The 20,969-nt window shown below is 44.4% G+C and carries 16 protein-coding genes; 9 read left to right on the forward strand and 7 right to left on the reverse strand.

All coding sequences use genetic code 11. From position 1 onward, the window contains the following. Positions 1-50 precede the first annotated feature (50 nt). From OCU50_RS00350 to spfP, 3 genes are all read left to right on the forward strand, one after another. Positions 51-491, forward strand: coding sequence for a GNAT family N-acetyltransferase (locus OCU50_RS00350; RefSeq protein ID WP_060466887.1), 441 nt, complete (start codon positions 51-53; stop codon positions 489-491). A gap of 694 nt (positions 492-1,185) precedes the next feature. Beyond that, a complete protein-coding gene (gene polA, locus OCU50_RS00355) occupies positions 1,186-3,984 on the forward strand; it encodes a DNA polymerase I (RefSeq protein WP_060466888.1) in 2,799 nt (932 codons plus the stop codon). A 193-nt stretch (positions 3,985-4,177) separates the two neighbouring features. Further along, complete coding sequence (gene spfP, locus OCU50_RS20790) at positions 4,178-4,225, forward strand: small protein SpfP (protein ID WP_438356636.1); 48 nt, start codon at positions 4,178-4,180, stop codon at positions 4,223-4,225. A gap of 264 nt (positions 4,226-4,489) precedes the next feature. Here spfP and OCU50_RS00360 read toward each other — a convergent pair whose 3' ends face one another. Together OCU50_RS00360 and yihA are read right to left on the reverse strand one after the other, a co-directional pair. Then, positions 4,490-5,089 (reverse strand): hypothetical protein, encoded by a 600-nt coding sequence (locus tag OCU50_RS00360; RefSeq protein WP_060466889.1) that lies wholly within the window; start codon positions 5,087-5,089, stop codon positions 4,490-4,492. 231 nt (positions 5,090-5,320) lie between these two features. Further along, positions 5,321-5,980 (reverse strand): ribosome biogenesis GTP-binding protein YihA/YsxC, encoded by a 660-nt coding sequence (gene yihA, locus OCU50_RS00365; RefSeq protein WP_017055582.1) that lies wholly within the window; start codon positions 5,978-5,980, stop codon positions 5,321-5,323. A gap of 148 nt (positions 5,981-6,128) precedes the next feature. Here yihA and OCU50_RS00370 point away from each other — a divergent pair, with 148 nt between their 5' ends. The 5 genes from OCU50_RS00370 (at position 6,129) to hemN (ending at position 10,705) form a co-directional block, all read left to right on the forward strand. Further along, on the forward strand, positions 6,129-6,746 hold the full coding sequence (locus tag OCU50_RS00370; RefSeq protein ID WP_017055583.1) for a c-type cytochrome: 618 nt from the start codon (positions 6,129-6,131) through the stop codon (positions 6,744-6,746). 557 nt (positions 6,747-7,303) lie between these two features. Continuing rightward, positions 7,304-7,942 carry a class I SAM-dependent methyltransferase gene (locus OCU50_RS00375; protein ID WP_060466890.1) on the forward strand — a complete coding sequence of 213 codons (639 nt, stop codon included), beginning with the start codon at positions 7,304-7,306 and terminating at the stop codon, positions 7,940-7,942. After that, complete coding sequence (gene yihI, locus OCU50_RS00380; RefSeq protein WP_060466891.1) at positions 7,942-8,502, forward strand: Der GTPase-activating protein YihI; 561 nt, start codon at positions 7,942-7,944, stop codon at positions 8,500-8,502. The genes OCU50_RS00375 and yihI overlap by 1 nt, the downstream gene beginning before the upstream one ends. A 6-nt stretch (positions 8,503-8,508) precedes the next feature. Beyond that, positions 8,509-8,997 (forward strand): DUF2489 domain-containing protein, encoded by a 489-nt coding sequence (locus OCU50_RS00385; RefSeq protein WP_060466892.1) that lies wholly within the window; start codon positions 8,509-8,511, stop codon positions 8,995-8,997. A 316-nt stretch (positions 8,998-9,313) separates the two neighbouring features. Then, the gene (hemN, locus tag OCU50_RS00390) at positions 9,314-10,705 is read left to right on the forward strand and encodes an oxygen-independent coproporphyrinogen III oxidase (protein WP_060466893.1); all 1,392 of its coding nucleotides are present in this window, start codon (positions 9,314-9,316) and stop codon (positions 10,703-10,705) included. A 97-nt stretch (positions 10,706-10,802) separates the two neighbouring features. On the opposite strand, the gene gepA is transcribed toward hemN, so the two are convergent. The 5 genes from gepA to glnA all read right to left on the reverse strand — a co-directional run bounded on the left by gepA (position 10,803) and on the right by glnA (position 18,396). Beyond that, complete coding sequence (gepA, locus tag OCU50_RS00395; protein WP_060466894.1) at positions 10,803-13,349, reverse strand: phosphodiesterase GepA; 2,547 nt, start codon at positions 13,347-13,349, stop codon at positions 10,803-10,805. A gap of 108 nt (positions 13,350-13,457) precedes the next feature. After that, a complete protein-coding gene (gene glnG, locus OCU50_RS00400) occupies positions 13,458-14,861 on the reverse strand; it encodes a nitrogen regulation protein NR(I) (protein WP_060466895.1) in 1,404 nt (467 codons plus the stop codon). 110 nt (positions 14,862-14,971) lie between these two features. Continuing rightward, a complete protein-coding gene (gene glnL, locus OCU50_RS00405) occupies positions 14,972-16,048 on the reverse strand; it encodes a nitrogen regulation protein NR(II) (RefSeq protein WP_060466896.1) in 1,077 nt (358 codons plus the stop codon). Between the two features lie 167 nt (positions 16,049-16,215). Beyond that, positions 16,216-16,779, reverse strand: coding sequence for a DUF4124 domain-containing protein (locus tag OCU50_RS00410; protein ID WP_060466897.1), 564 nt, complete (start codon positions 16,777-16,779; stop codon positions 16,216-16,218). Positions 16,780-16,986: 207 nt separating this feature from the next. Beyond that, on the reverse strand, positions 16,987-18,396 hold the full coding sequence (gene glnA / locus OCU50_RS00415; protein ID WP_060466898.1) for a glutamate--ammonia ligase: 1,410 nt from the start codon (positions 18,394-18,396) through the stop codon (positions 16,987-16,989). Positions 18,397-18,958: 562 nt separating this feature from the next. On the opposite strand from glnA, the gene typA reads away from it, so the two are divergent. Next, positions 18,959-20,791, forward strand: coding sequence for a translational GTPase TypA (typA, locus tag OCU50_RS00420; protein WP_060466899.1), 1,833 nt, complete (start codon positions 18,959-18,961; stop codon positions 20,789-20,791). Positions 20,792-20,969 lie beyond the last annotated feature (178 nt).

Below are 20,969 nucleotides of genomic sequence, written 5' to 3' on the forward strand. Positions count from 1 at the left end.
TAAAAGGGTTGGCCATTGTGCCAGCCCTTTCGTTTATAAGGATGAAATAAGTGTCAGTTGTCGTACGTGAAGGTTCGTTAGAAGAAGTGGTGTCTGTGGTCGAGCAAATCTCTGAGTTCGCTAAAAAAGAGAGTGTCGCATCTTTATCGGAGCGGTTAGCGGGTAAAACAAGCCTGATCCTCGTTGCTGAAGAAGCAGGCGTGTTACTTGGTTTTAAGATCGGCTATGAATTGGATCAGCAGACCTTTTATAGTTGGTTTGGGGGCGTTTCTCCACTTGCTAGAAACAAAGGGGTCGCACAGGCGCAACTCGATGCTCAGGAACTTTGGGTAGAACAACAGGGGTACCAACAGCTGAAAGTTAAATCTCGCAATCAGTTTCCAGCTATGCTGCGTTTGTTATTGAGAAACGGCTATCAAATCGAAAAACTGGAAGAAAAAGAAGATATTACTGAAAATCGAATCTATTTTTTGAAGACACTTTCAGTGTGATGAGTGATTGAAACTAGTGTGATGATTCACTAATTATAAATTAAATGAGATTTATTATCATTTAACTGTTGACTATTAAATGAGAATCATTATTATTAACCCTGTCTTAGGGAATGAGGAAATGTTCACAAGGATGTTGAGTACTCAAGTATCTACTTGGTTACGTAACAGAATTCTCGCGAACTTATACTAAGTTCTTTTTGACACGACATTGCTCACATTGCTTCCAGTGTAATTTATAGCTTTTAGGTAAAGCTGTGGTATTCAATTTGAATAGCTTTACCGGTTTTTGCTAGGCGACATCTTCGGGTGTCGCTTTTTTTATACCTCTATTTCAACAAGATGCATATTTAGTGGCACGTATTTTTATGAATAAAACGCCATCAGTATTCTTTTCCACAATGCAGGATCGAAAAAAGATCGTTGATCATCTGTTCGATCTGTTATTTTTTTCTTTATTTTCATGTGTTTATGTTTGTTTTTTTATGGCTTTACCTTAGTTCTCAACAGGGTGGATAAATAATATAAACAGAGTTATCCACAGGTGGCTGGTGTCTCAGAACAAAAAATAACAATAAATTGATTATAACGAATACAATCGAATGAACGGATACGGATCGACAACGTAGAATCCAACCAACAGACGTGGCATTCTTAACAGATTATTTCTGTACTTACTGGATACACAAACATTATGGCTCGTATTCCTGATAATCCATTGATTCTAATCGATGGCTCTTCTTACTTATATCGCGCGTTCCATGCTTACCCTGGCACAATGAGCAATGGTGATATCCCAACCAACGCTGTTTATGGTGTGGTTAACATGCTACGTAGCATGATGCGTCAATTCGCTTCTGATCGTATGGCGGTAATTTTTGATGCGAAAGGAAAAACGTTCCGTGATGATATGTACCCAGAGTACAAAGCAAACCGTCCACCAATGCCTGACGACCTTCGTTGCCAGATCGAGCCGCTGCATAATGTCATTCGTGCAATGGGTCTACCGCTTATCTCTATCCCTGGGGTAGAAGCCGATGACGTGATTGGTACGCTGGCTTCTCAAGCTTCCGCGATGGGCATGCCTGTTCTTATCAGTACTGGCGATAAAGATATGGCGCAACTGGTCGATGACAACGTTACTTTGATCAATACCATGACCAACGTGGTGATGGATCGTGAAGGCGTTATCGAGAAGTTTGGTATCCCACCTGAGTTGATCATCGATTACCTTGCTCTAATGGGTGATAAAGTCGATAACATTCCGGGCGTGCCGGGTGTGGGTGATAAGACAGCGACGGCTCTGTTGCAAGGCATCGGCAGCATCGAAAAACTGTATCAAAACCTTGATGACATTGCGGCGCTTGGCTTTCGTGGTTCAAAAACCATGGCGAAGAAGCTTATCGATAATAAAGACAACGCTGAGATGTCTTACGAACTTGCGACCATTAAGTTGGATGTTGAGTTAGAAGAAACACCGGAATCGCTCGTGAAAGCTCAACCAAACATTGATGAGCTGATTAAGCTATATGGTCAGCTGGTGTTTAAGTCTTGGCTCAATGAGTTACTTGATGGCGGTAATGGGGTGGTGGAAGCGGCTGAAAGATCAGGTGCGGTACGCAGCAGCGGCTCGTCTGCCACCTCAGCTGTTGAGATGAATACCTCTGCAGTGACGATTGATCGCAGCCACTACGAAACGATTCTAGATGAAGATGCTTTCAATACTTGGTTAGAAAAACTTAAAGCGGCTGAAGTGTTTGCTTTTGATACCGAGACAGACAGCCTAGACTACATGGTCGCTAACCTTGTCGGTCTATCATTTGCCACCGAAGAAGGCGTTGCCGCTTACGTGCCGGTTGCTCATGACTACCTCGATGCACCTCAACAACTCGATCGTGATTGGGTACTAAAACAGCTTAAACCGATACTAGAAGATGACTCGCAAGCAAAAGTAGGTCAAAACCTGAAGTACGATATGAGCGTTTTAGCGCGCTACGATATCGAGATGAAAGGCATCAATCACGACACCATGCTGGCATCATACGTTTTCAATAGCGTAGGTGGTAAGCATGATATGGATAGCTTAGCGCTGCGTTTCCTTCAGCATAGCTGTATCTCATTTGAGCAAATTGCAGGTAAAGGAAAAAAACAGCTTACTTTCAACCAGATTGAATTGGGCGAAGCATCTCCATATGCAGCGGAAGATGCGGATGTGACATTGCGTCTTCATCATCGTTTAATGGAAAACATTGAGCAAGATGAAAAGCTAAAAGCAATTTATGAAGAGATCGAAGTACCACTGATTCCTGTGATGTCTCGTATTGAACGCACAGGTGTCTTTATCGATGACATGTTACTAGGGGCTCAATCGCAAGAGATTGCGGTTCGTCTTGTTGAGCTAGAGCAGAAAGCTTATGAGATTGCAGAGCAAGAGTTCAACATGAACTCGCCAAAACAGTTGCAAGCGATCTTGTTTGAAAAGATGGGTCTGCCCGTTATCAAGAAAACGCCATCAGGTAGCCCTTCAACCAACGAAGAAGTGTTGCAAGAGTTAGCGTTGGACTACCCGCTGCCTAAGCTGATCATTGAGTATCGTGGCCTAGCAAAACTGAAATCGACGTACACCGATAAACTACCGAAGATGATCAACGCTGAAACGGGCCGTGTTCATACGTCTTATCACCAAGCGGTGACAGCGACAGGTCGTTTGTCTTCGACCGATCCAAACCTGCAGAACATCCCAATTCGTAATGAAGAGGGTCGTCGTATCCGCCAAGCATTTGTTGCTCAACATGGGTGGAAGATTCTAGCGGTCGATTACTCACAAATTGAATTACGTATCATGGCGCACCTGTCGGGCGACAAAGCCTTATTGGCAGCTTTCCAACAAGGCAAAGATATCCACGCAGCCACTGCGGCTGAAATTATTGGCGTTGATATTGAAAGCGTTACCTCTGAGCAGCGTCGCCGTGCCAAGGCGGTTAACTTTGGTCTTATCTATGGTATGAGTGCCTTTGGTTTGGCTAAGCAGCTGGGTATTCCTCGCGGTGAAGCGCAACATTACATGGACACCTACTTTGAACGCTATCCTGGCGTAATGCAGTACATGGAAGACACACGTAGCGCAGCGTCAGAGCAGGGCTTTGTTGAAACGATTTATGGTCGTCGTTTACATTTGCCGGAGATTAAATCTCGAAATGGGATGCGTCGTAAAGCGGCTGAGCGTGCGGCGATCAACGCACCAATGCAAGGTACGGCGGCTGACATTATCAAAAAAGCGATGCTATTGGTTGATGAGTGGATTCAAGCGGAAGGCGATGGCCGTGTGAAACTGCTAATGCAAGTGCACGATGAATTGGTATTTGAAGTGGAAGAGTCAGCTTTAGCCGAAATTGAAAGTAAAGTACAAGAATTGATGGAATCCGCTGCTGAGCTAGCCGTTCCGCTTGTTGCGGAAGCTGGCCACGGTGATAACTGGGATCAAGCCCACTAATCAGTTTTTGACCTTATCGAGTGAATTAGTATGAGCCAGTGCACAAACACTGGCTTTTTTTTATCTAAAATAAAGTTGAATTGTGGAAAGAATCAGGATGTTTTAATAAAACATTCATGAAAAAAAATTACAAAAAATGTTTTCATTTCTGAGCAATTGTTGTACATTAAATCTCGTAGGGTACAGAGGTAAGATGTTCTATCTTTCAGACCTTTTGTTTCACGTTATTGGATTAGGCTGATTCAGCCGCCCCAGTCAGCATTTGACTGGGGCGTTTTTTCTTGTGCGAAAGAAAAATATTTCCAACCATATTTATCCTACTACTCCGCTTACTTTTCATGCCTTTTCCTAGGCTTTTCAAAAATCGTCTTTATTACGTTAGTTTTCTTAAATTTGGAACTCAATCAGAAATTGGTAATTTTAATCCGTCTCAAATTCGATTGTTTTTTCATTTGAAATAACTTTTATTTTACAAATTTCCGGTAAAGGATAGCTAGCTCGCACCTTATTTATCAGTGTATTGAGCGGGTGAATGCTCGATGTAGTCCATGATTTTCTGTTGTTTCTCGGTGCTGTATTTCAGTGCTTCGGCGGTGATCTGGATGGAGTGCGCCATCGAAGAGATATTGTTGGTCGCTTTCACCAAGGTTTGCTGCATGGGTTTCAGGATAAGCATATAGATAGCGGTTAAAGCGATAATAATGACAGCGATAACCGCCGCCAGCGCAATGATGATCTTGGTCTGTATATCATCGAGCAGCATTTGACTGGTTTGTTTAAAGGCGAGGCGAGATTGATCCAAGGCTTGAGGGAGTTGATTGAGTGATGTCTGAGTTGAAGCCGCAAATTTATTCATGCTGTCGACGGTGTGATTCAAGGCTTGTTGCTGGTCTTCGCTGAGATTGGGGTTATTGACGATGGCTTGCAAAGATTGCGATATCTTCTCAAGAGATTCACTGGCCTCCTGAGCATACTTCTCCATGCCATCGAGATCTAAGGTCATATCGACGTTGATCAGTGGTGCTTCTGTTGGTTCTGTTTCAGAGGTGTGGCCTGTAACAGGTATCAGGATCATTGCTATTACGGCCAAGAGTGTTTTCCACATGAGTATTCCTTTCTCGTTGTTCTGTTTAGCAAACGTTGTTTTTAGTATGGTTTACTTCTATACGTTCAAGCGGATAAATATCATTTTTAACGTTTAAAATTGGGTTTAACTCACTCATTTATGAGCAAAAAAATACCCCACCTAAATAAGGTAGGGTATTGATAAGGTTAAATCACTGGTAGTCCGTGCTTTAACCTCTCGTTATAGATGAAGCGATTATAGATAGAGGCACTATTCGGAGTCGTTGTGCTCTTCATCTGCTAGCTCATCAATAAGTTGGTCTGCAAACGCAGGTGCGAACCACTCATCCATTTTGCTACGCAGTTGGTCAACACCGATACCTTTCATTGAAGAGAAGACATCAACCGCGACATCACCACCGAAAGATTTTGCATCGTTACGGATTTTCAGTAGCTGTGCTTTACGCGCACCGCTTTTCAGTTTGTCTGCTTTTGTTAACAAAACCTGTACTGGGATACGGCTATCGATAGCCCAGTAGATCATTTGTTGGTCAAGGTCTTTCATTGGGTGACGGATATCCATCAATACCACTAAGCCCTTCAGGCTTTCTCGGCGTTGTAGGTATTCACCTAGCGACTTCTGCCATTTTTTCTTCATTTCAAGGGGGACTTGAGCGAAGCCATATCCAGGTAAATCGACGATATGACAACCATCTGTTACCTTGAATAGGTTAATTAACTGAGTTCGACCTGGTGTTTTACTGGTTTTCGCCAAGCTTTTTTGGTTGGTAACGCGGTTTAGCGCGCTAGATTTACCAGCATTGGAGCGTCCTGCAAACGCAATTTCGATTCCTTCGTCTTCTGGTAAATGACGAATATCAGGTGCACTGGTAATGAAATGCGTGTTTTGATAATGAATTTTTACGCTCACTGTTAACTCCATCTCGACTTTGTGTAGTCGATTGATTACTTTTTTGTGAATTTGTGTAAAATAACCGTGCTCGGCATAAGGTCGCCTATTGTACCATGAGTGGCAACATAGAGTGGTACTGGAAGCTTGATAATTATAATGGAATGTCATGAAGAAATTAGCGCTAATTTTGAGTCTTTTAGCCAGCTGCTCAGTATGGGCTCAAGGTAGTATTGAAGCTGGTAAAGCCAAATCACAAACATGTGTCGCCTGCCATGGTGCTGACGGCAACAGTCTGATCACCCAGTACCCTAAACTGGCTGGTCAACATGAGAAGTACCTAATAAAGCAGTTAAAAGAGCTTAAGTTAGGTATGACGAGTGGTGGTAAACAAGGTCGTTATGAACCTGTAATGGGTGCAATGGCGATGCCTTTATCTGAAGAAGATATGGCTGACCTAGCGGCATACTACGCCTCTCTCCCTATCTCTAATAACTCTACTCCTGAAAATGTTGTAGATGAAGGTAAGGTTCTTTACACGGCGGGTGACTCAGAACGCGGCCTAACAGCGTGTACTGCTTGTCATGGCCCTCGTGGTAACGGCACCGAACTTTCTGGTTTCCCTAAAATTTCAGGCCAACACGCAGATTACATCAAGGCTCAACTTGAGAAATTCCGCGATGATAGCCGTAATAACGACATGAATGCGATGATGCGTGATGTAGCTAAAAAGTTAACAGACGCAGACATTGATACCTTATCGAAGTACGTTGGTGGTCTACACTAATTTGTCGGTTTCTTGCTCTTAGCCAGAGTTAAGAAATGTACGTTCGAGCGAGGTTAAAGAGACACCCTGATCAGTAATGGTTGGGGTGTTTTCTTTTGTGTGGGGTTTATTTATGTGTTTCTATTTAATGTCTGATTTATCAATGTGTGGTCGATTCGTGTACGAAAGTGTGAAGTAGCACTCTTGTAGTCTTTTTGTAACCGGGTAAAGTAATCGCCATCAGCTAGGAGCTGACTTAGATATGGATGATCATCTAGTCTAATGGTATAGACAGAAATGGATCAGGCTAGGACAGCCCAGCAACAAGGTGTTAGAAAAGGATAGCCAAAACTCATCAGGACGATGAACAACAAACAAACTTGGCATGGAAAGCACCAATAACAAAGGGAGATTTGTGTACCAAGTTGAGTATGCAAATTTTGGCCGATAAAGGCAGATTTAGAGAGCGATAGGTTTTCCTATCGCTTTTTTTATTGATTTGATGAAAAAACACCCAATACCTCTCCACTATAAACTCAGTTTCTGGTATGTTTCGCATCCCTGTTTAAGGATGTGCTATGTATACTTGTCCCTTATGCCATCACCAAGGCGTGAATCACTATTTTGAAGACAAACGCAGAGCCTATCTGCAGTGTCAGCAATGTGAACTGGTATTTGTTAAACCTGAACAAAGGTTAGAAGCAAAAGAAGAGAAAGCACACTATGATCTCCATGAGAACGATCCTAGTGATGAAGGTTATCGCCGCTTTCTATCTCGCATCGCGGATCCACTAACAGACAAAATTTCATCTAACTCACAAGGGTTGGATTTTGGTTGTGGCCCGGGCCCTACGCTATCTATTATGTTAGAAGAAGCCGGACACAGCGTGGAGTTGTACGATATCTATTACCACCCAGAGCCCTCTGTGTTGGAAAAAACGTATGACTTTGTGACTGCCACGGAGGTGATTGAACATCTTTATCATCCAGACAAGGTGTGGCAGCAATGGTTGAATTTAGTTAAACCTAAAGGCTGGATTGGTCTTATGACTAAGCTAGTAATAGACGTAGATGCGTTTGCTGGTTGGCACTACAAGAATGACCCGACACATGTCGTCTTCTTTAGTCGTCAAACATTCCAGTTTTTGGCAGAGCGGGATAAGCTCGAACTAGAATTTTTTGGAAATGATGTAATTTTACTGAGGAAAGTGCAGTAATGGGTCGTAGTAAGAAATCAAGAAAGCCGGGCGCACTTGGCGCTCCGGAACCTATGGTTACTCGTAACCGTAGTGAATCTGATGTTGAAGGTCGTGAGCGTAAGCGTGTTAAAAAGCGCAAAGGTCTTAAGTCTGGCAGCCGCCATTCAGATGGTAGCGAAGCAAAACAGCGTAAAGCTGCACAAGATCGCGATCCACGTTTAGGCAGCAAGAAAAAAATCCCACTGATTGTTGAACCAGCGAAGAAGCCGACGAAACAAGAGCGTAAGCTATCTAACGAACAAGAGTTAGAGATGCTTGAGAACGATGCTCAACTGAACACACTGTTGGATCGTATCGAAAATGGTGAAAACCTAGGTGCAGGTCTACAGAAGTTTGTTGATGAGAAGCTTGATCGTATCGAACACCTGATGGGCCGCTTAGGTCTGTTAGAGCCAGAAGACGATGAAGAAGAGATCTTCGAAGAAACAGCCGTTGAATCGAAGAAGAAGAAAACAAACTCTGATGAAGACTTGTTATCTCAATTTGAAGACATCGACTTAGACAGCTTTAAAGGTTAATAGCCAATGAACGTAACCTTATTAGCAATTGCTGGTGGAATGATCATTCTCGGCTTGGGCTCTTACGCAGGTTACCTTCTACTTCAAGTGAAGAAGCAGACGGAGTTGCAAAAGCAGCATCAAGCACTCGCCATTGAAAAACGTAACGCAACGATTTACGACAACGTAAATACCTTGTGTTTAGCGGGTATCCAAGGCCAGTGTGATTTACCTGAGATCAGTATCCGAGTGTGTATCATAATGGATAATGTTCAGGGTGATGAGCGTGTCGATTTTGATTCGGAATATCCTGCTCTTTCTGAGCTGTACCATATCGTTAAAGATATGGCGCGAGGAGAGGCAAGACAAGAACTGACGAAAAAAGAACGCATGCAGCAGAATCTCACACGCCACAAGGCAGAGACTCGCTTGAATGATGCGGTTATCGAAGATTTGAAAAGGTTGCAGGAGAAGGTCAAGCCTCTCAACAACCAAATTAACATTCAGATGATCTAGTCACGACAGACTTTTAAATATAGAGGTTTGTTTAATACACGTTATTCTTAAGGCATATTGCTTTTAGGACACATTGTCTTCAATAGTATTGTCTTGAATACCGAATGTTAAACGAGCCTTCTTACCTCTTGCGTCTCGTTAATCCCGACGCTTTGTTAGTGATCAAGCTAGCAGTTCTGAGTTTTTCTCTGAAAAATTGATTTTGTCTTGAACGACCTTACAGGTCGTGTGGCAAAATAGCCCGTCTATATTTTAATGTATGTAAAATGATTTGAGAGACCTTAGGTTCTCGCGGATCTAAATTGGAAGTACCGCTATGTCGAGCAAGCCAGTAACAACGAATCAGCAAATCGTTTGGGATCAAGAAATCTTAAACAAGTACAACTATTCGGGACCTCGTTACACCTCATACCCAACAGCGTTGGAGTTTCATGAAGCGTTTACCGTCGCTGATTACGACATGGCGTGTACTCAATACCCAGAGCGTCCCCTTTCTCTTTACGTGCACATCCCATTTTGTCACAAACTTTGTTACTACTGTGGTTGTAACAAGGTCATTACTCGTCACTCGCATAAAGCGGATGAGTACCTTGATGTGATTGAGCATGAAATTCGCCAACGCGCTTCTTTATTGAATGGCCGTGAAGTGACGCAATTGCATTTCGGTGGCGGTACGCCAACGTTCTTGACCAAAATACAAATCACTCGCTTGATGATGATTCTGCGTGATGAGTTTAACTTCACTGCGGATGCTGAAATCAGTATCGAAGTTGACCCACGTGAAATCGAACTAGACGTTCTCGATCACCTACGTAACGAAGGCTTCAACCGCCTGAGTATTGGCGTGCAAGACTTTAACAAAGAAGTCCAAAAGCTGGTCAACCGTGAGCAAGACGAAGCGTTCATCATCGCGATGGTTCAACGTGCTAAAGAGTTGGGTTTCCGCTCAACCAACCTAGATTTGATCTACGGCTTACCGAAGCAGACTCAAGCTTTGTTCGCTGAAACACTGAAGCAAGTGCTTGAAATGAAACCGGGTCGTTTATCGGTATTTAACTACGCACACATGCCGCAGCTGTTTGCTGCGCAGCGTAAGATTAAAGACGAAGACCTGCCAGAAGCAAAAGAGAAAATGGCGATTCTTCAAGATACCATCGAGACCTTAACGGGGGCGGGTTACCAGTTCATCGGCATGGATCACTTTGCACTACCTGAAGACGAGCTAGCAGTCGCGCAGCGTGAAGGTATTCTGCATCGGAATTTCCAAGGCTACACCACTCAGGGTGAATGTGATCTGATTGGTTTTGGTGTATCGGCTATCTCTATGGTAGGCGATGCTTATGCACAAAACCAAAAAGAGTTGAAGAAGTATTACGCTCAGGTCAATGACTTGCGTCATGCCCTTTGGAAAGGGGTAGTACTAGACGATGATGATCTGCTGCGTCGTGAGGTGATTAAGCAGCTTATCTGTAACTTTAAGCTTGATAAAACCACGATTGAATCTGAGTTCTCAGTTAACTTTAATCGCTACTTCAAAGAAGACTTAGCGCTTCTACAAACCTTCATTAATGATGGGTTAATTGAAGTCGATAACAAGGAAATCCGCGTGACTCTGCGTGGCCGTTTGTTGATTCGTAATATCTGTATGTGTTTTGATAAATACCTGCGCGCTAAGGCTCGTCAACAGCAATTCTCTCGCGTTATCTAATCGCTCGATTGAGAATAGAAACATAAAAAATGCCAGCATCAAGCTGGCATTTTTGTATTTGGTTTATTCGATTATCTGCTGATTGTTACGTCATGTTTTATTTACTGTTGTGATTCGTGATGTTGCTAGGCCACTGATCAAAAGGAACTGGGCGACTGTACAAGAACCCTTGAGCAAGTGGACACTGTAGCTGCTTGAGTAGTTCAGCCTGTTGCTGAGTTTCAACCCCTTCTGCTACTAAACTCACCTTGAAGCCCTTGGTAATATTGACGATGGCCGCGACGATAGAACTGTCTAGGTTCTCTTGATCGAGTTTGCTAACAAAGCTGCGATCGATTTTAAGGCAATCAAATGGCAGTTTTTGCAAGTAAGCAAGCGATGAGTAGCCGGTACCAAAATCATCAATCGCAATTGAGATACCCAATGCTTTCAGCGTTAGCATGTTGTCGATGATCGTTGGATCATTGTCGATGATGCGTGACTCGGTGATCTCTAATGTGAGGTTTTTAGCCGGTAACTTGGTGTCAGACAAAGTGTTTTTAACCAAGTCAATGAAACCGTTTTCGGTGAGTTGGTCGACAGAAAGGTTAACGTGCAGAGAGAAGTCTTCGTCCCATTTTCCTAACTCAATGGCGATGGCGGTATCTCGACAGGACTTGTGTAGTATTTGTTTGCCGATATCGTAGATAAGCCCTGTATCTTCGGCAAGCGGAATGAATTCAAGTGGTGAAATGACGCCCTCTTTCGTTACCCATCGTGCCAGAGCCTCTGCACCTATAGGGGAGCCAGATTCAAGGTCGATGATTGGTTGATAGAAAGGCTCGAACTGTTGTTGCTCAATTGCTCGATTGATGCGTGTTAGCATCTGGGTTCGATGCCTAGAAGCGTTGCCCATCTCTGGGCTGTATATACTGACGCGAGTCTTGTCTTGCTTGGCATTACTCAAGGCAATACTGCTGTTACGCAGCCACAATGTAATATCTTTAGTGCCGGAAACATGAACGACACCGATAGAGACATTGATCACGACATTCTCGGATTCCATGGCGAATGGAGCCGCAAAGGTTTGGAGTAAGCGGTTAGCGATCTGATGAACACCCCCCTCTTGGAGAACGTCAGGCGCGTAAATCGCAAATTCATCACCACCAGTACGTGCCAATAGATACTCAGAGGGTAGCGTACCTCTCAAACGAGCGGCTGCGATGATAAGCAGTTGGTCGCCATTGTAATGGCCTAGGCTGTCATTAATGTCGCGAAAGCGATCAATACCAACTAAATACAGTGTGCCTTTCTCGGTTTTTGTCTTTTTCTGTATAGCATCGATAAAACCCTCTCGGCTATACAATTTGGTTAGTGAGTCATAGGTAAGTTGAGCCTGTAATTGTTCAAAAGAAGCCTTTAAGTTGTTAGTCATTTCATTAAAGGCTTCTACCAACATGCTAGTTTCGTAGATATTACCTGGTTTCGGCATGCTGCTGTCCCAATCGCCAGTCGCTAGACCTTTTGCTGCATCTGCGGTGGAGGTGATGGGTTGGGTCACTCGATTAAAAGCAATTAATCCGGCGATGACACCAATGCAACTCAGCGTTAGTCCAAGTAACCAACTGTTTCTTTGGTTTTCTGGTAATGCACCGAGTAGGTTGGTTTCAGGGATCGACATACCAATAAACCATGTGATGCCATGCTCATCCTCGTAAGGCGTTATCTGGTTGAAGTATCGCTCGCCATTCAGAGTAAAGTCGAAACGTTGTATTTGCCTGTTTTCAATCAAATGGAATTGGTTAACGTAGCTGGCGCTCTCTCGTATTATTGGGTTGTCACTCTCTGTTGCCAACAAGCGCTGGCTTGTGTGGCTTTTATCCGTCCTTTTGGAGACAACCTTGCCTCCTCCGGAGTGCGCAACCAAGCGCTGCTGTTGGTCAATGACGTAGACAGAGGCATCGGTTTTGTATTTTAAATTATTCAAGAATACGTTAAAGGTATTGAGCTTGATGTCACTGACGATAACCGCTTTAAATTCGTTGCCGTCATAGATAGGGGCGAGGGCAGATAAGGTGATCTCTTGGCGTTCATCAGCATTAGTGTAAATCGGAGACCACGAGGCTTTTTTCTGGTTAGCCACAGGCGTATACCAAGGACGAACTCTTGGGTCATATCCCGAAATGACTGAACGTATATCGTCACTGATCTGGCGACCACGATAGATCACGAGTTGATTTTGAGTGCGATCATCTTGCACCATCAAGGTGTAGCCATTATTCGCTTCTTTACGGAAACCCACATAATTACCGTTTTCAGAGCCAAAGCCGATCACATCGAGTTGAGGCACAGTCGTAAAATGATTCGAAAACTTATAAAGAATGTAGTCTTGGACCTTACTGAGGTCACCTGCTTGGTAAAGGTGGTGATAACCAATGTTGTGACTGAGTGAAAGGTTAGCGTGAAACGGCTTTTCTAAAAATTCTGTGAGGCTTTGATGAACGTTATCAGTGAGTGATGTTAGTTGGCGTGCACTAAGATCACTCACCGTTTCTTCATAGTTCTGCTTTTGAGTGAAAACCATTACGCCCATAGTGAACAGAAAAATCATCACGAATGGCAGAACCACTGCGGTTCTCAATGTAATTTGTGTTTTCAAAGACATTTTTAGCTACAATTTTGGTGAATGTCGTTTTGTAATTGTACTGATACTATTAACACCAAGCGACACTTTTTTGATTAAAAAAGTAGCTGCACTGATAATCATATAAGCTTAGTACAGTTCTTTGAGTTTACGAGTTAGGGTGTTTCTCCCCCATCCCAACACTTTGGCTGCGTCCTGTTTGTGACCATTGGTATGTTTGAGTGCAGCCTCCAGCAGTATCCGTTCAAACTCAGGAAGAGCATAAGTGAGTAATTCTTTTTCTCCTGAATCAAGTGCACATTTTGCCCAATTAGCGAGCAGTTGTTGCCAGTTATCTCCAGATCCTGAAGTGGTCACTGTTTTCTCTTCCAACAGCTCCGGTGGCAGATCTGAAGGGAGTATTTCACTACCGCTGGCCATGACGGTGAGCCAACGGCAAATGTTTTCAAGCTGACGAACATTACCGGGCCAATTCAGCTGATTCAGTTTTAAAACCGTCTCAGGATGCAGTGTCTTCACTTCAACCCCGAGCTCTTCAGCGGCTGAAGCTAGGAAGTGATGAGTGAGCTTTTCTATGTCTTGCTTACGTTCGCGCAGTGCAGGGATATGAATTCGAATAACATTGAGTCGGTGGAAAAGGTCTTCACGGAAGCCACCTTCATGCACTAATCGTTCAAGATCTTGGTGGGTTGCCGCTACGATACGAACGTCGACCTTAACCGCAGAGTGGCCACCCACGCGATAAAACTGACCATCAGAAAGTACACGCAGTAAGCGAGTTTGAATGTCGAGTGGCATATCACCAATTTCATCAAGAAATAGCGTGCCACCGTTAGCCTGCTCAAAACGTCCTTGGCGAACGCTATTTGCGCCAGTAAAGGCACCTTTCTCATGACCAAATAGCTCCGATTCGATTAGGTCTTTGGGGATTGCGGCCATGTTAAGAGCGATAAAGGGATTCTTTGCTCTAGGGCTGTGGCGGTGTAAGGCATGAGCCACTAATTCTTTACCAGTACCCGATTCACCATTGATGAGAACAGAAATAGATGAACGCGATAGTCGCCCTATGGCACGGAAAACTTCCTGCATCGCCGGTGCTTCACCGATGATTTCGGGTGCGTTAGTCTCTTCGACCACTTCGCTGGCTTGTTCTCGCTTCTGTTCTTGGCTGTGTGCGATGGCTCGCTCTACCAAAGTAAGTGTTTCATCGATATCAAACGGCTTAGGCAGATACTCAAAAGCGCCTTTCTGATAAGCGTTTACCGCAGCATCAAGGTCGGAGTGTGCGGTCATGATGATCACTGGCAAATCGGGAGAGCGTTGATGCACTTGATGTAACAGCTCAATCCCGTCAATGCCGGGCATTCGAATATCAGACACCAGAACGTCTGGTGTTTCGCGCTCAAGAGCGAGTAATACGCTCTCTGCATCAGCAAATGTTTCACACTTAATATCCGCAGATGACAGTGTTTTCTCTACGACCCAGCGTATAGAACTGTCGTCATCGACGACCCAAACGTATCCCTTACTCATAATTCAATTCCTTTGCAGCCAAATCTATTGTGATAATCATTGTTGTTTTTATTGTTCGGTATCTGTTGTTGCCGATGAAACGTTGTTTCCAGTGGGAGACAAGATTTCGCCTATATCGGCAAATAAATCGTGAATGTGGTGTTACCCGGCCAGCTCTCAACATCAATTTTTCCATTGTGCTGATCGATGAGGTTTTGAGATATCGATAACCCAAGCCCTGTGCCACCCTCTCGTCCGCTGACCATGGGGTAAAACAGGGTGTCTTTTAACTCGTCGGGAATGCCCGGGCCGTTATCGCTGATCTCAATGCGAGCAGCGAGCTTATGTCGCTGCCCATGAATGTTTGCTTGATGCACTGTTCTGGTGCGAATGGTGATTTTCCCTGATTCCTGGGCTTTTAAAATCTGTGCCGCATTACTCACGATATTGAGCATAGCTTGTTCAACTTGTGCCGAATCCATCAAGATGTCCGGTAGGCTAGGGTCGTAATCCCTTTCGATTGCGAGCGTTGAACCCGATTCGAGCTCTACCAACTGCCTGACTTTCTCTAGAATCTGGTGAAGGTTCTCTTCTGACTTAGTTCCCGGCTTTTGAGGGCCAAGCAGGCGGTCGACTAAAGCACGTAAGCGGTCGGCTTGCTCAATAATGATCTGCGTATACTCATTCAGAGATTGATCAGGGAGCATCTTTCCAAGCAGCTGTGCGGCTCCTCGCAAACCACCTAAAGGGTTCTTAATTTCATGCGCTAACCCGCGCACCAGTAACTTAGCCGCTTGTTGTTGCGCGTGTTGGTTGAGCTCTTGGCTGAGTCGTCGTTGTTGGTCTATCTTACGCATCTCAACCAATAGCAACGTCTCACGCTGCCAAGAGATTGGGCTCACCGTTACCTCAAGCATTAATGGGCGGTTGTCTACGACAAAGGTAACGTCGCTGTCGGTAATACTCTGGCCGCTTTGCAGCGGTTGGGTTAGCAATGCCAAATCAAGAGAGGCGTGCTGGATAAGTTGGCTCAATGGGTGATCAACGATGCGTCGTGCGCTCTGTGAAAAGAGCTGTTCAGCCGCCGGATTGGCGTATCGGACATAGAGTTGCTCATCGAGCATCAATGTCGAGGTCACCATATTGTCGAGAATGGCGCTGGAAAGATGATGTGTATCTATACTGTCGCTTTTGGCTGATCGATTCACTGTTTCGTCCTTGAACTGGTGTTTTCTCACTGCACCAAATTGGTGCGTAGATAAGTTCAAGTATGGCGCATATCAATCAGAAGCTAAAGATAATTCATTAGGGTCGCTGAAAGCTGCTTCGATTAGGTGAAAAGTAGAGGGAATCTCGTCTCTTTTTGCACATTGGCCTACTTGATCGTCGCTCGATGTAAATACACGGTGACTGGACTAGTAGATGCAATAAGCTTGCCGCTTCTATGTGCTTGAATGGCAATGGTGTGTGTGCCTCGCTCTATGTCTTTGAGTTGCCAATTCGCTTGGGTCTGCGGGGCGCCATAGCGGCGTCCATCGAGCATCAATTGCAACTGCTCTCCAATACCGAGTTTGCGGTTAAGATCTATCTGAACAGGGATTAAGCCGAGGTTGCTACGGATGGTTTGATCATGAACTGGATTTAGCATGGTGAGTGTTAATTGAGTTGGTGCCTCGCGTTCTGTAGTTTTTGGTTGAGTTTGAGCTGGCGTTGCCGTTTTAGTTGTAGATGAAGCTGCAGCGTCAACGGGGGTCGAGCTCTCAAATTTAGGTGCGGGCGCAGAAGCTTGTACGTCAGGTAAGTGCAGGGACTTGGCACTTTGACCGGTAGGAGTATCACTAAAGTGGAGTACACCATCTTCATCTACCCAAGTATATACCGTTTGAGCAGTGCATGAGAGTGCGACGGTTAACCCGATTAGGAACAGTATATTTTTCATATGTTTAGACTCTTTCAACCGCAGGTGGTTTGATGTTGGGCGTTGATTTTATTGTTTTTGGTAGGAGGCATGTTACGAAGAAGAAGAGGAGGGGAGAATCGAAAAAAGGCCCGCCTGCGAGGCGAGCCTAATATTTTTTAGTGGTTCTTACATGTTGCAGCGGATTTTACCTGTTAGGGTAAGGGCCGCTGCACTTCCAACTGAGGATTAAACTGAGTAGTACAGTTCAAATTCAAGTGGGTGTGTCGCCATGTTCACGCGCTGTACATCGTCTGATTTCAGAGTGATGTATGAATCGATGAAGTCATCAGAGAATACGCCACCAGCGGTTAGGAACTCACGATCTTCGTTAAGCGCAGCTAGAGCTTCTTGTAGTGATTCTGCAACTGTTGGGATTTCAGCCGCTTCTTCTGCAGGAAGGTCGTATAGATCTTTATCCATCGCTTCGCCTGGGTGAATCTTGTTCTTAATGCCGTCAAGGCCAGCCATCAGCATTGCTGAGTAACATAGGTATGGGTTAGCTGCTGGGTCACCAAAACGTAGCTCAATACGGCGAGCTTTAGGGCTTGGTACTACTGGGATACGGATAGAAGCAGAACGGTTACGTGCAGAGTAAGCAAGCATTACCGGTGCTTCGAAACCAGGTACAAGACGCTTGTACGAGTTCGTTGATGGGTTAGCAAATGCGTTGATTGCGCGAGCGTGCTTAATGATACCACCGATGTAGTAAAGTGCCATTTCAGATAGGCCGCCGTACTTATCACCAGCAAACAGGTTCACACCGTCTTTTGCTAGAGATTGGTGAACGTGCATACCAGAACCGTTGTCACCAACGAGTGGCTTAGGCATAAATGTCGCTGTTTTACCAAATGCGTGAGCAACGTTGTGTACCACGTACTTGTAGATTTGAGTTTCATCCGCTTTCGTTGTTAGCGTGTTGAAGCGAGTTGCGATTTCGTTTTGACCCGCAGTTGCTACTTCGTGGTGGTGAGCTTCAACGACTAGGCCCATCTCTTCCATTACTAGACACATTGCTGAACGGATGTCTTGAGATGAATCGACAGGAGCGACTGGGAAATAACCGCCTTTAACGCCAGGACGGTGACCTTTGTTACCGCCTTCGATGTCAGAACCTGTGTTCCAAGCTGCTTCTACGTCATCAATCTTGAAGAAAGAACCAGACATATCGTTTGAGAACTTAACGTCGTCAAATAGGAAGAACTCTGGCTCTGGACCAACTAGAACTGTGTCTGCGATACCTGTAGAACGTAGGTACTCTTCAGAACGTTTAGCGATAGAGCGTGGGTCACGGTCGTAGCCTTGCATTGTTGCAGGCTCAAGAATGTCACAACGGATGTTTAGTGTTGCGTCTTCTGTGAATGGGTCCAGTACAGCAGAGGCTGCGTCTGGCATCATTACCATGTCAGATTCGTTAATGCCTTTCCAACCAGCTACTGAAGAGCCGTCAAACATTTTGCCTTCTTCGAAGAAGTCTGCATCAACTTGGTGAGAAGGAATAGAGATGTGCTGCTCTTTACCTTTTGTATCAGTAAAACGTAAGTCGATAAATTTAACTTCGTTCTCTTGGATCAGGGATAGTACATTTTCTACTGACATCTTGGATAACCTCCAGTGTTATTAATTCGGTATTAGCTCGATTCGGTTGAAACTAGCATTGATTAATGTCTATTAAGTGCATTAATCGATGCTGATTTATCTAAAGCCAAAAACGTGCCAAAAAAATTATTCCATTAATTTCAACGGTTTACTTGTTTATCTGTGTTGTTCACTTTGGTTTTTGCACCAAAATGATCCTTCATTGCACCCTATTGGTGCGAACGTTTGCCTGTGCACCAATATATGACATATGAGAGCACCATTCAGCAATGAATTGCTTAAGTTGTCAATCCACTTTTGTGGTTTTGCCAGAGATTTAGCTCGCAGCTCACGTGCGATGTTTTTTTAGAGCTCTGCGAATTTAGCTGTACAGCACCGTACTGGCTCAAAGTTAGCGGATATGAATCGCTAACAAAGAAAAAAGCTTTGGTTCAGATCACATATTTCTAGGTTTTTGTCTAGAATCTGGTATATTATTGACCGTTTTTTAAATCAAGCTAGCGGTTATTATCCAAACTTTTGAGATAACTGACGGCTACTTTTATGAGTGAATCGAGAATCCATGTCTACTCCACAGATTGATAAGTTAAGAAATATCGCGATCATCGCGCACGTTGACCACGGTAAAACGACTTTGGTTGATAAACTGCTACAACAGTCAGGCACTCTTGAGTCTCGTGGTGAAGCTGAAGAGCGTGTCATGGATTCGAATGACATCGAAAAAGAGCGTGGCATTACCATTCTTGCTAAAAACACAGCAATTAACTGGAATGATTACCGCATCAACATCGTAGATACTCCGGGACACGCGGACTTCGGTGGTGAAGTTGAGCGTATCATGTCTATGGTTGATTCTGTTCTGCTTATCGTTGACGCAGTTGATGGCCCAATGCCTCAAACTCGTTTCGTAACGCAAAAAGCATTCGCACACGGCCTTAAGCCAATCGTTGTAATCAACAAGATTGACCGCCCAGGTGCTCGTCCTGATTGGGTTATGGATCAAGTGTTCGACCTTTTCGACAACCTAGGTGCTACTGATGAGCAGCTGGACTTCACCGTTGTTTACGCTTCAGCTCTAAACGGCTGGGCAACAATGGAAGAAGGCGAAGTTGGTACAGACATGGAACCATTGTTCCAAGCAGTTGTTGATACAGTAGATGCGCCTGCCGTTGACCTTGACGGTTCTCTACAGATGCAAATTTCGCAACTTGATTACAGCGCTTACGTCGGTGTTATCGGTGTTGCTCGTGTTACACGTGGTTCTGTTAAGCCAAACCAACAAGTAACTATCGTTGGTTCTGACGGTAAGAAACGTAACGGTAAAGTCGGTACGGTTCTAGGTTACCTAGGCCTTGACCGTCACGAAGTTGAACAAGCGAATGCTGGTGACATCATTGCGATTACTGGTCTTGGTGAGCTGAAAATTTCAGACACTATCTGTGACGTAAACAATGTTGAAGCGATGGAAGCTCTGTCTGTTGATGAACCAACAGTAACAATGACGTTCCAAGTAAACACTTCTCCGTTCGCGGGTAAAGAAGGTAAGTTTGTTACTTCACGTAACATCCTTGAGCGTCTAGAAAAAGAACTCGTACACAACGTTGCACTGCGTGTTGAAGAAACTGACAGTCCAGACCGTTTCCGTGTATCAGGTCGTGGTGAACTTCACCTATCTATCCTGATCGAAAACATGCGTCGTGAAGGTTTTGAGCTAGCAGTATCTCGTCCAGAAGTAATCATTAAAGAAGAAAATGGCCAGAAAATGGAACCGTTTGAAACGGTGACTATCGATGTACTTGAAGAGCACCAAGGTGCAATCATGGAAAGCATCGGTCTGCGTAAAGGTGAGCTAACGGATATGGCTCCAGATGGTAAAGGCCGTGTTCGCATGGACTTCATGATGCCTTCTCGTGGTCTTATCGGTTTCCAAACTGAATTTCTAACAATGACGTCTGGTTCTGGTCTTATCTACCACTCATACGATCACTACGGCCCTTACAAAGGCGGTATCATTGGTCAGCGTAATAACGGTGTTCTTATCTCGAACGCAACGGGTAAAGCTCTGACTTACGCACTATTCTTCCTTCAAGCTCGTGGTCGTCTATTCACAGAGCACGCGGATGAAGTTTATGAAGGTCAAGTCATCGGTATTCACAACCGTTCAAACGACCTGACAGTAAACTGTCTGAAAGGTAAGCAACTAACGAACGTTCGTGCATCTGGTACTGATGAAGCACAAGTTCTTTCTCCACCGATCAAGCACACTCTAGAGCAAGCTCTTGAGTTTATCGATGAAGATGAGCTAGTAGAAGTAACGCCGCTAAACGTACGTATCCGTAAGAAGCTTCTTACTGAAAACGAACGTAAGCGCGCTTCTCGCCCTGCTAAAGACTAATTGTTTGCAGGTGAGTTAGTTTAGAGCTAACTATACGTTTTAGTTAAGAAAGCCCCGAGTAGCGACTATGCTGCTCGGGGCTTTTGTTTTGTGTGGCATTAAGATAGATACGGGTAAACGAGATGCGAGATACGAAGAGCGCGTTCCATATCACTCACCGAATCGTCATTCCTGAATC

Source organism: Vibrio toranzoniae (assembly GCF_024347655.1).
In the GTDB taxonomy this organism is placed as follows: domain Bacteria; phylum Pseudomonadota; class Gammaproteobacteria; order Enterobacterales; family Vibrionaceae; genus Vibrio; species Vibrio toranzoniae.

Bases quoted from the DNA above. Each gene is read 5' to 3' on its own strand.
- polA (WP_060466888.1), top strand. From the start codon at position 1,186: ATGGCTCGTATTCCTGATAATCCATTGATTCTAATCGATGGCTCTTCT.
- OCU50_RS00360 (WP_060466889.1), bottom strand. From the start codon at position 5,089: ATGTGGAAAACACTCTTGGCCGTAATAGCAATGATCCTGATACCTGTT.
- OCU50_RS00370 (WP_017055583.1), top strand. From the start codon at position 6,129: ATGAAGAAATTAGCGCTAATTTTGAGTCTTTTAGCCAGCTGCTCAGTA.
- OCU50_RS00375 (WP_060466890.1), top strand. From the start codon at position 7,304: ATGTATACTTGTCCCTTATGCCATCACCAAGGCGTGAATCACTATTTT.
- yihI (WP_060466891.1), top strand. From the start codon at position 7,942: ATGGGTCGTAGTAAGAAATCAAGAAAGCCGGGCGCACTTGGCGCTCCG.
- OCU50_RS00385 (WP_060466892.1), top strand. From the start codon at position 8,509: ATGAACGTAACCTTATTAGCAATTGCTGGTGGAATGATCATTCTCGGC.
- hemN (WP_060466893.1), top strand. From the start codon at position 9,314: ATGTCGAGCAAGCCAGTAACAACGAATCAGCAAATCGTTTGGGATCAA.
- gepA (WP_060466894.1), bottom strand. From the start codon at position 13,349: ATGTCTTTGAAAACACAAATTACATTGAGAACCGCAGTGGTTCTGCCA.
- glnG (WP_060466895.1), bottom strand. From the start codon at position 14,861: ATGAGTAAGGGATACGTTTGGGTCGTCGATGACGACAGTTCTATACGC.
- OCU50_RS00410 (WP_060466897.1), bottom strand. From the start codon at position 16,779: ATGAAAAATATACTGTTCCTAATCGGGTTAACCGTCGCACTCTCATGC.
- glnA (WP_060466898.1), bottom strand. From the start codon at position 18,396: ATGTCAGTAGAAAATGTACTATCCCTGATCCAAGAGAACGAAGTTAAA.
- typA (WP_060466899.1), top strand. From the start codon at position 18,959: ATGTCTACTCCACAGATTGATAAGTTAAGAAATATCGCGATCATCGCG.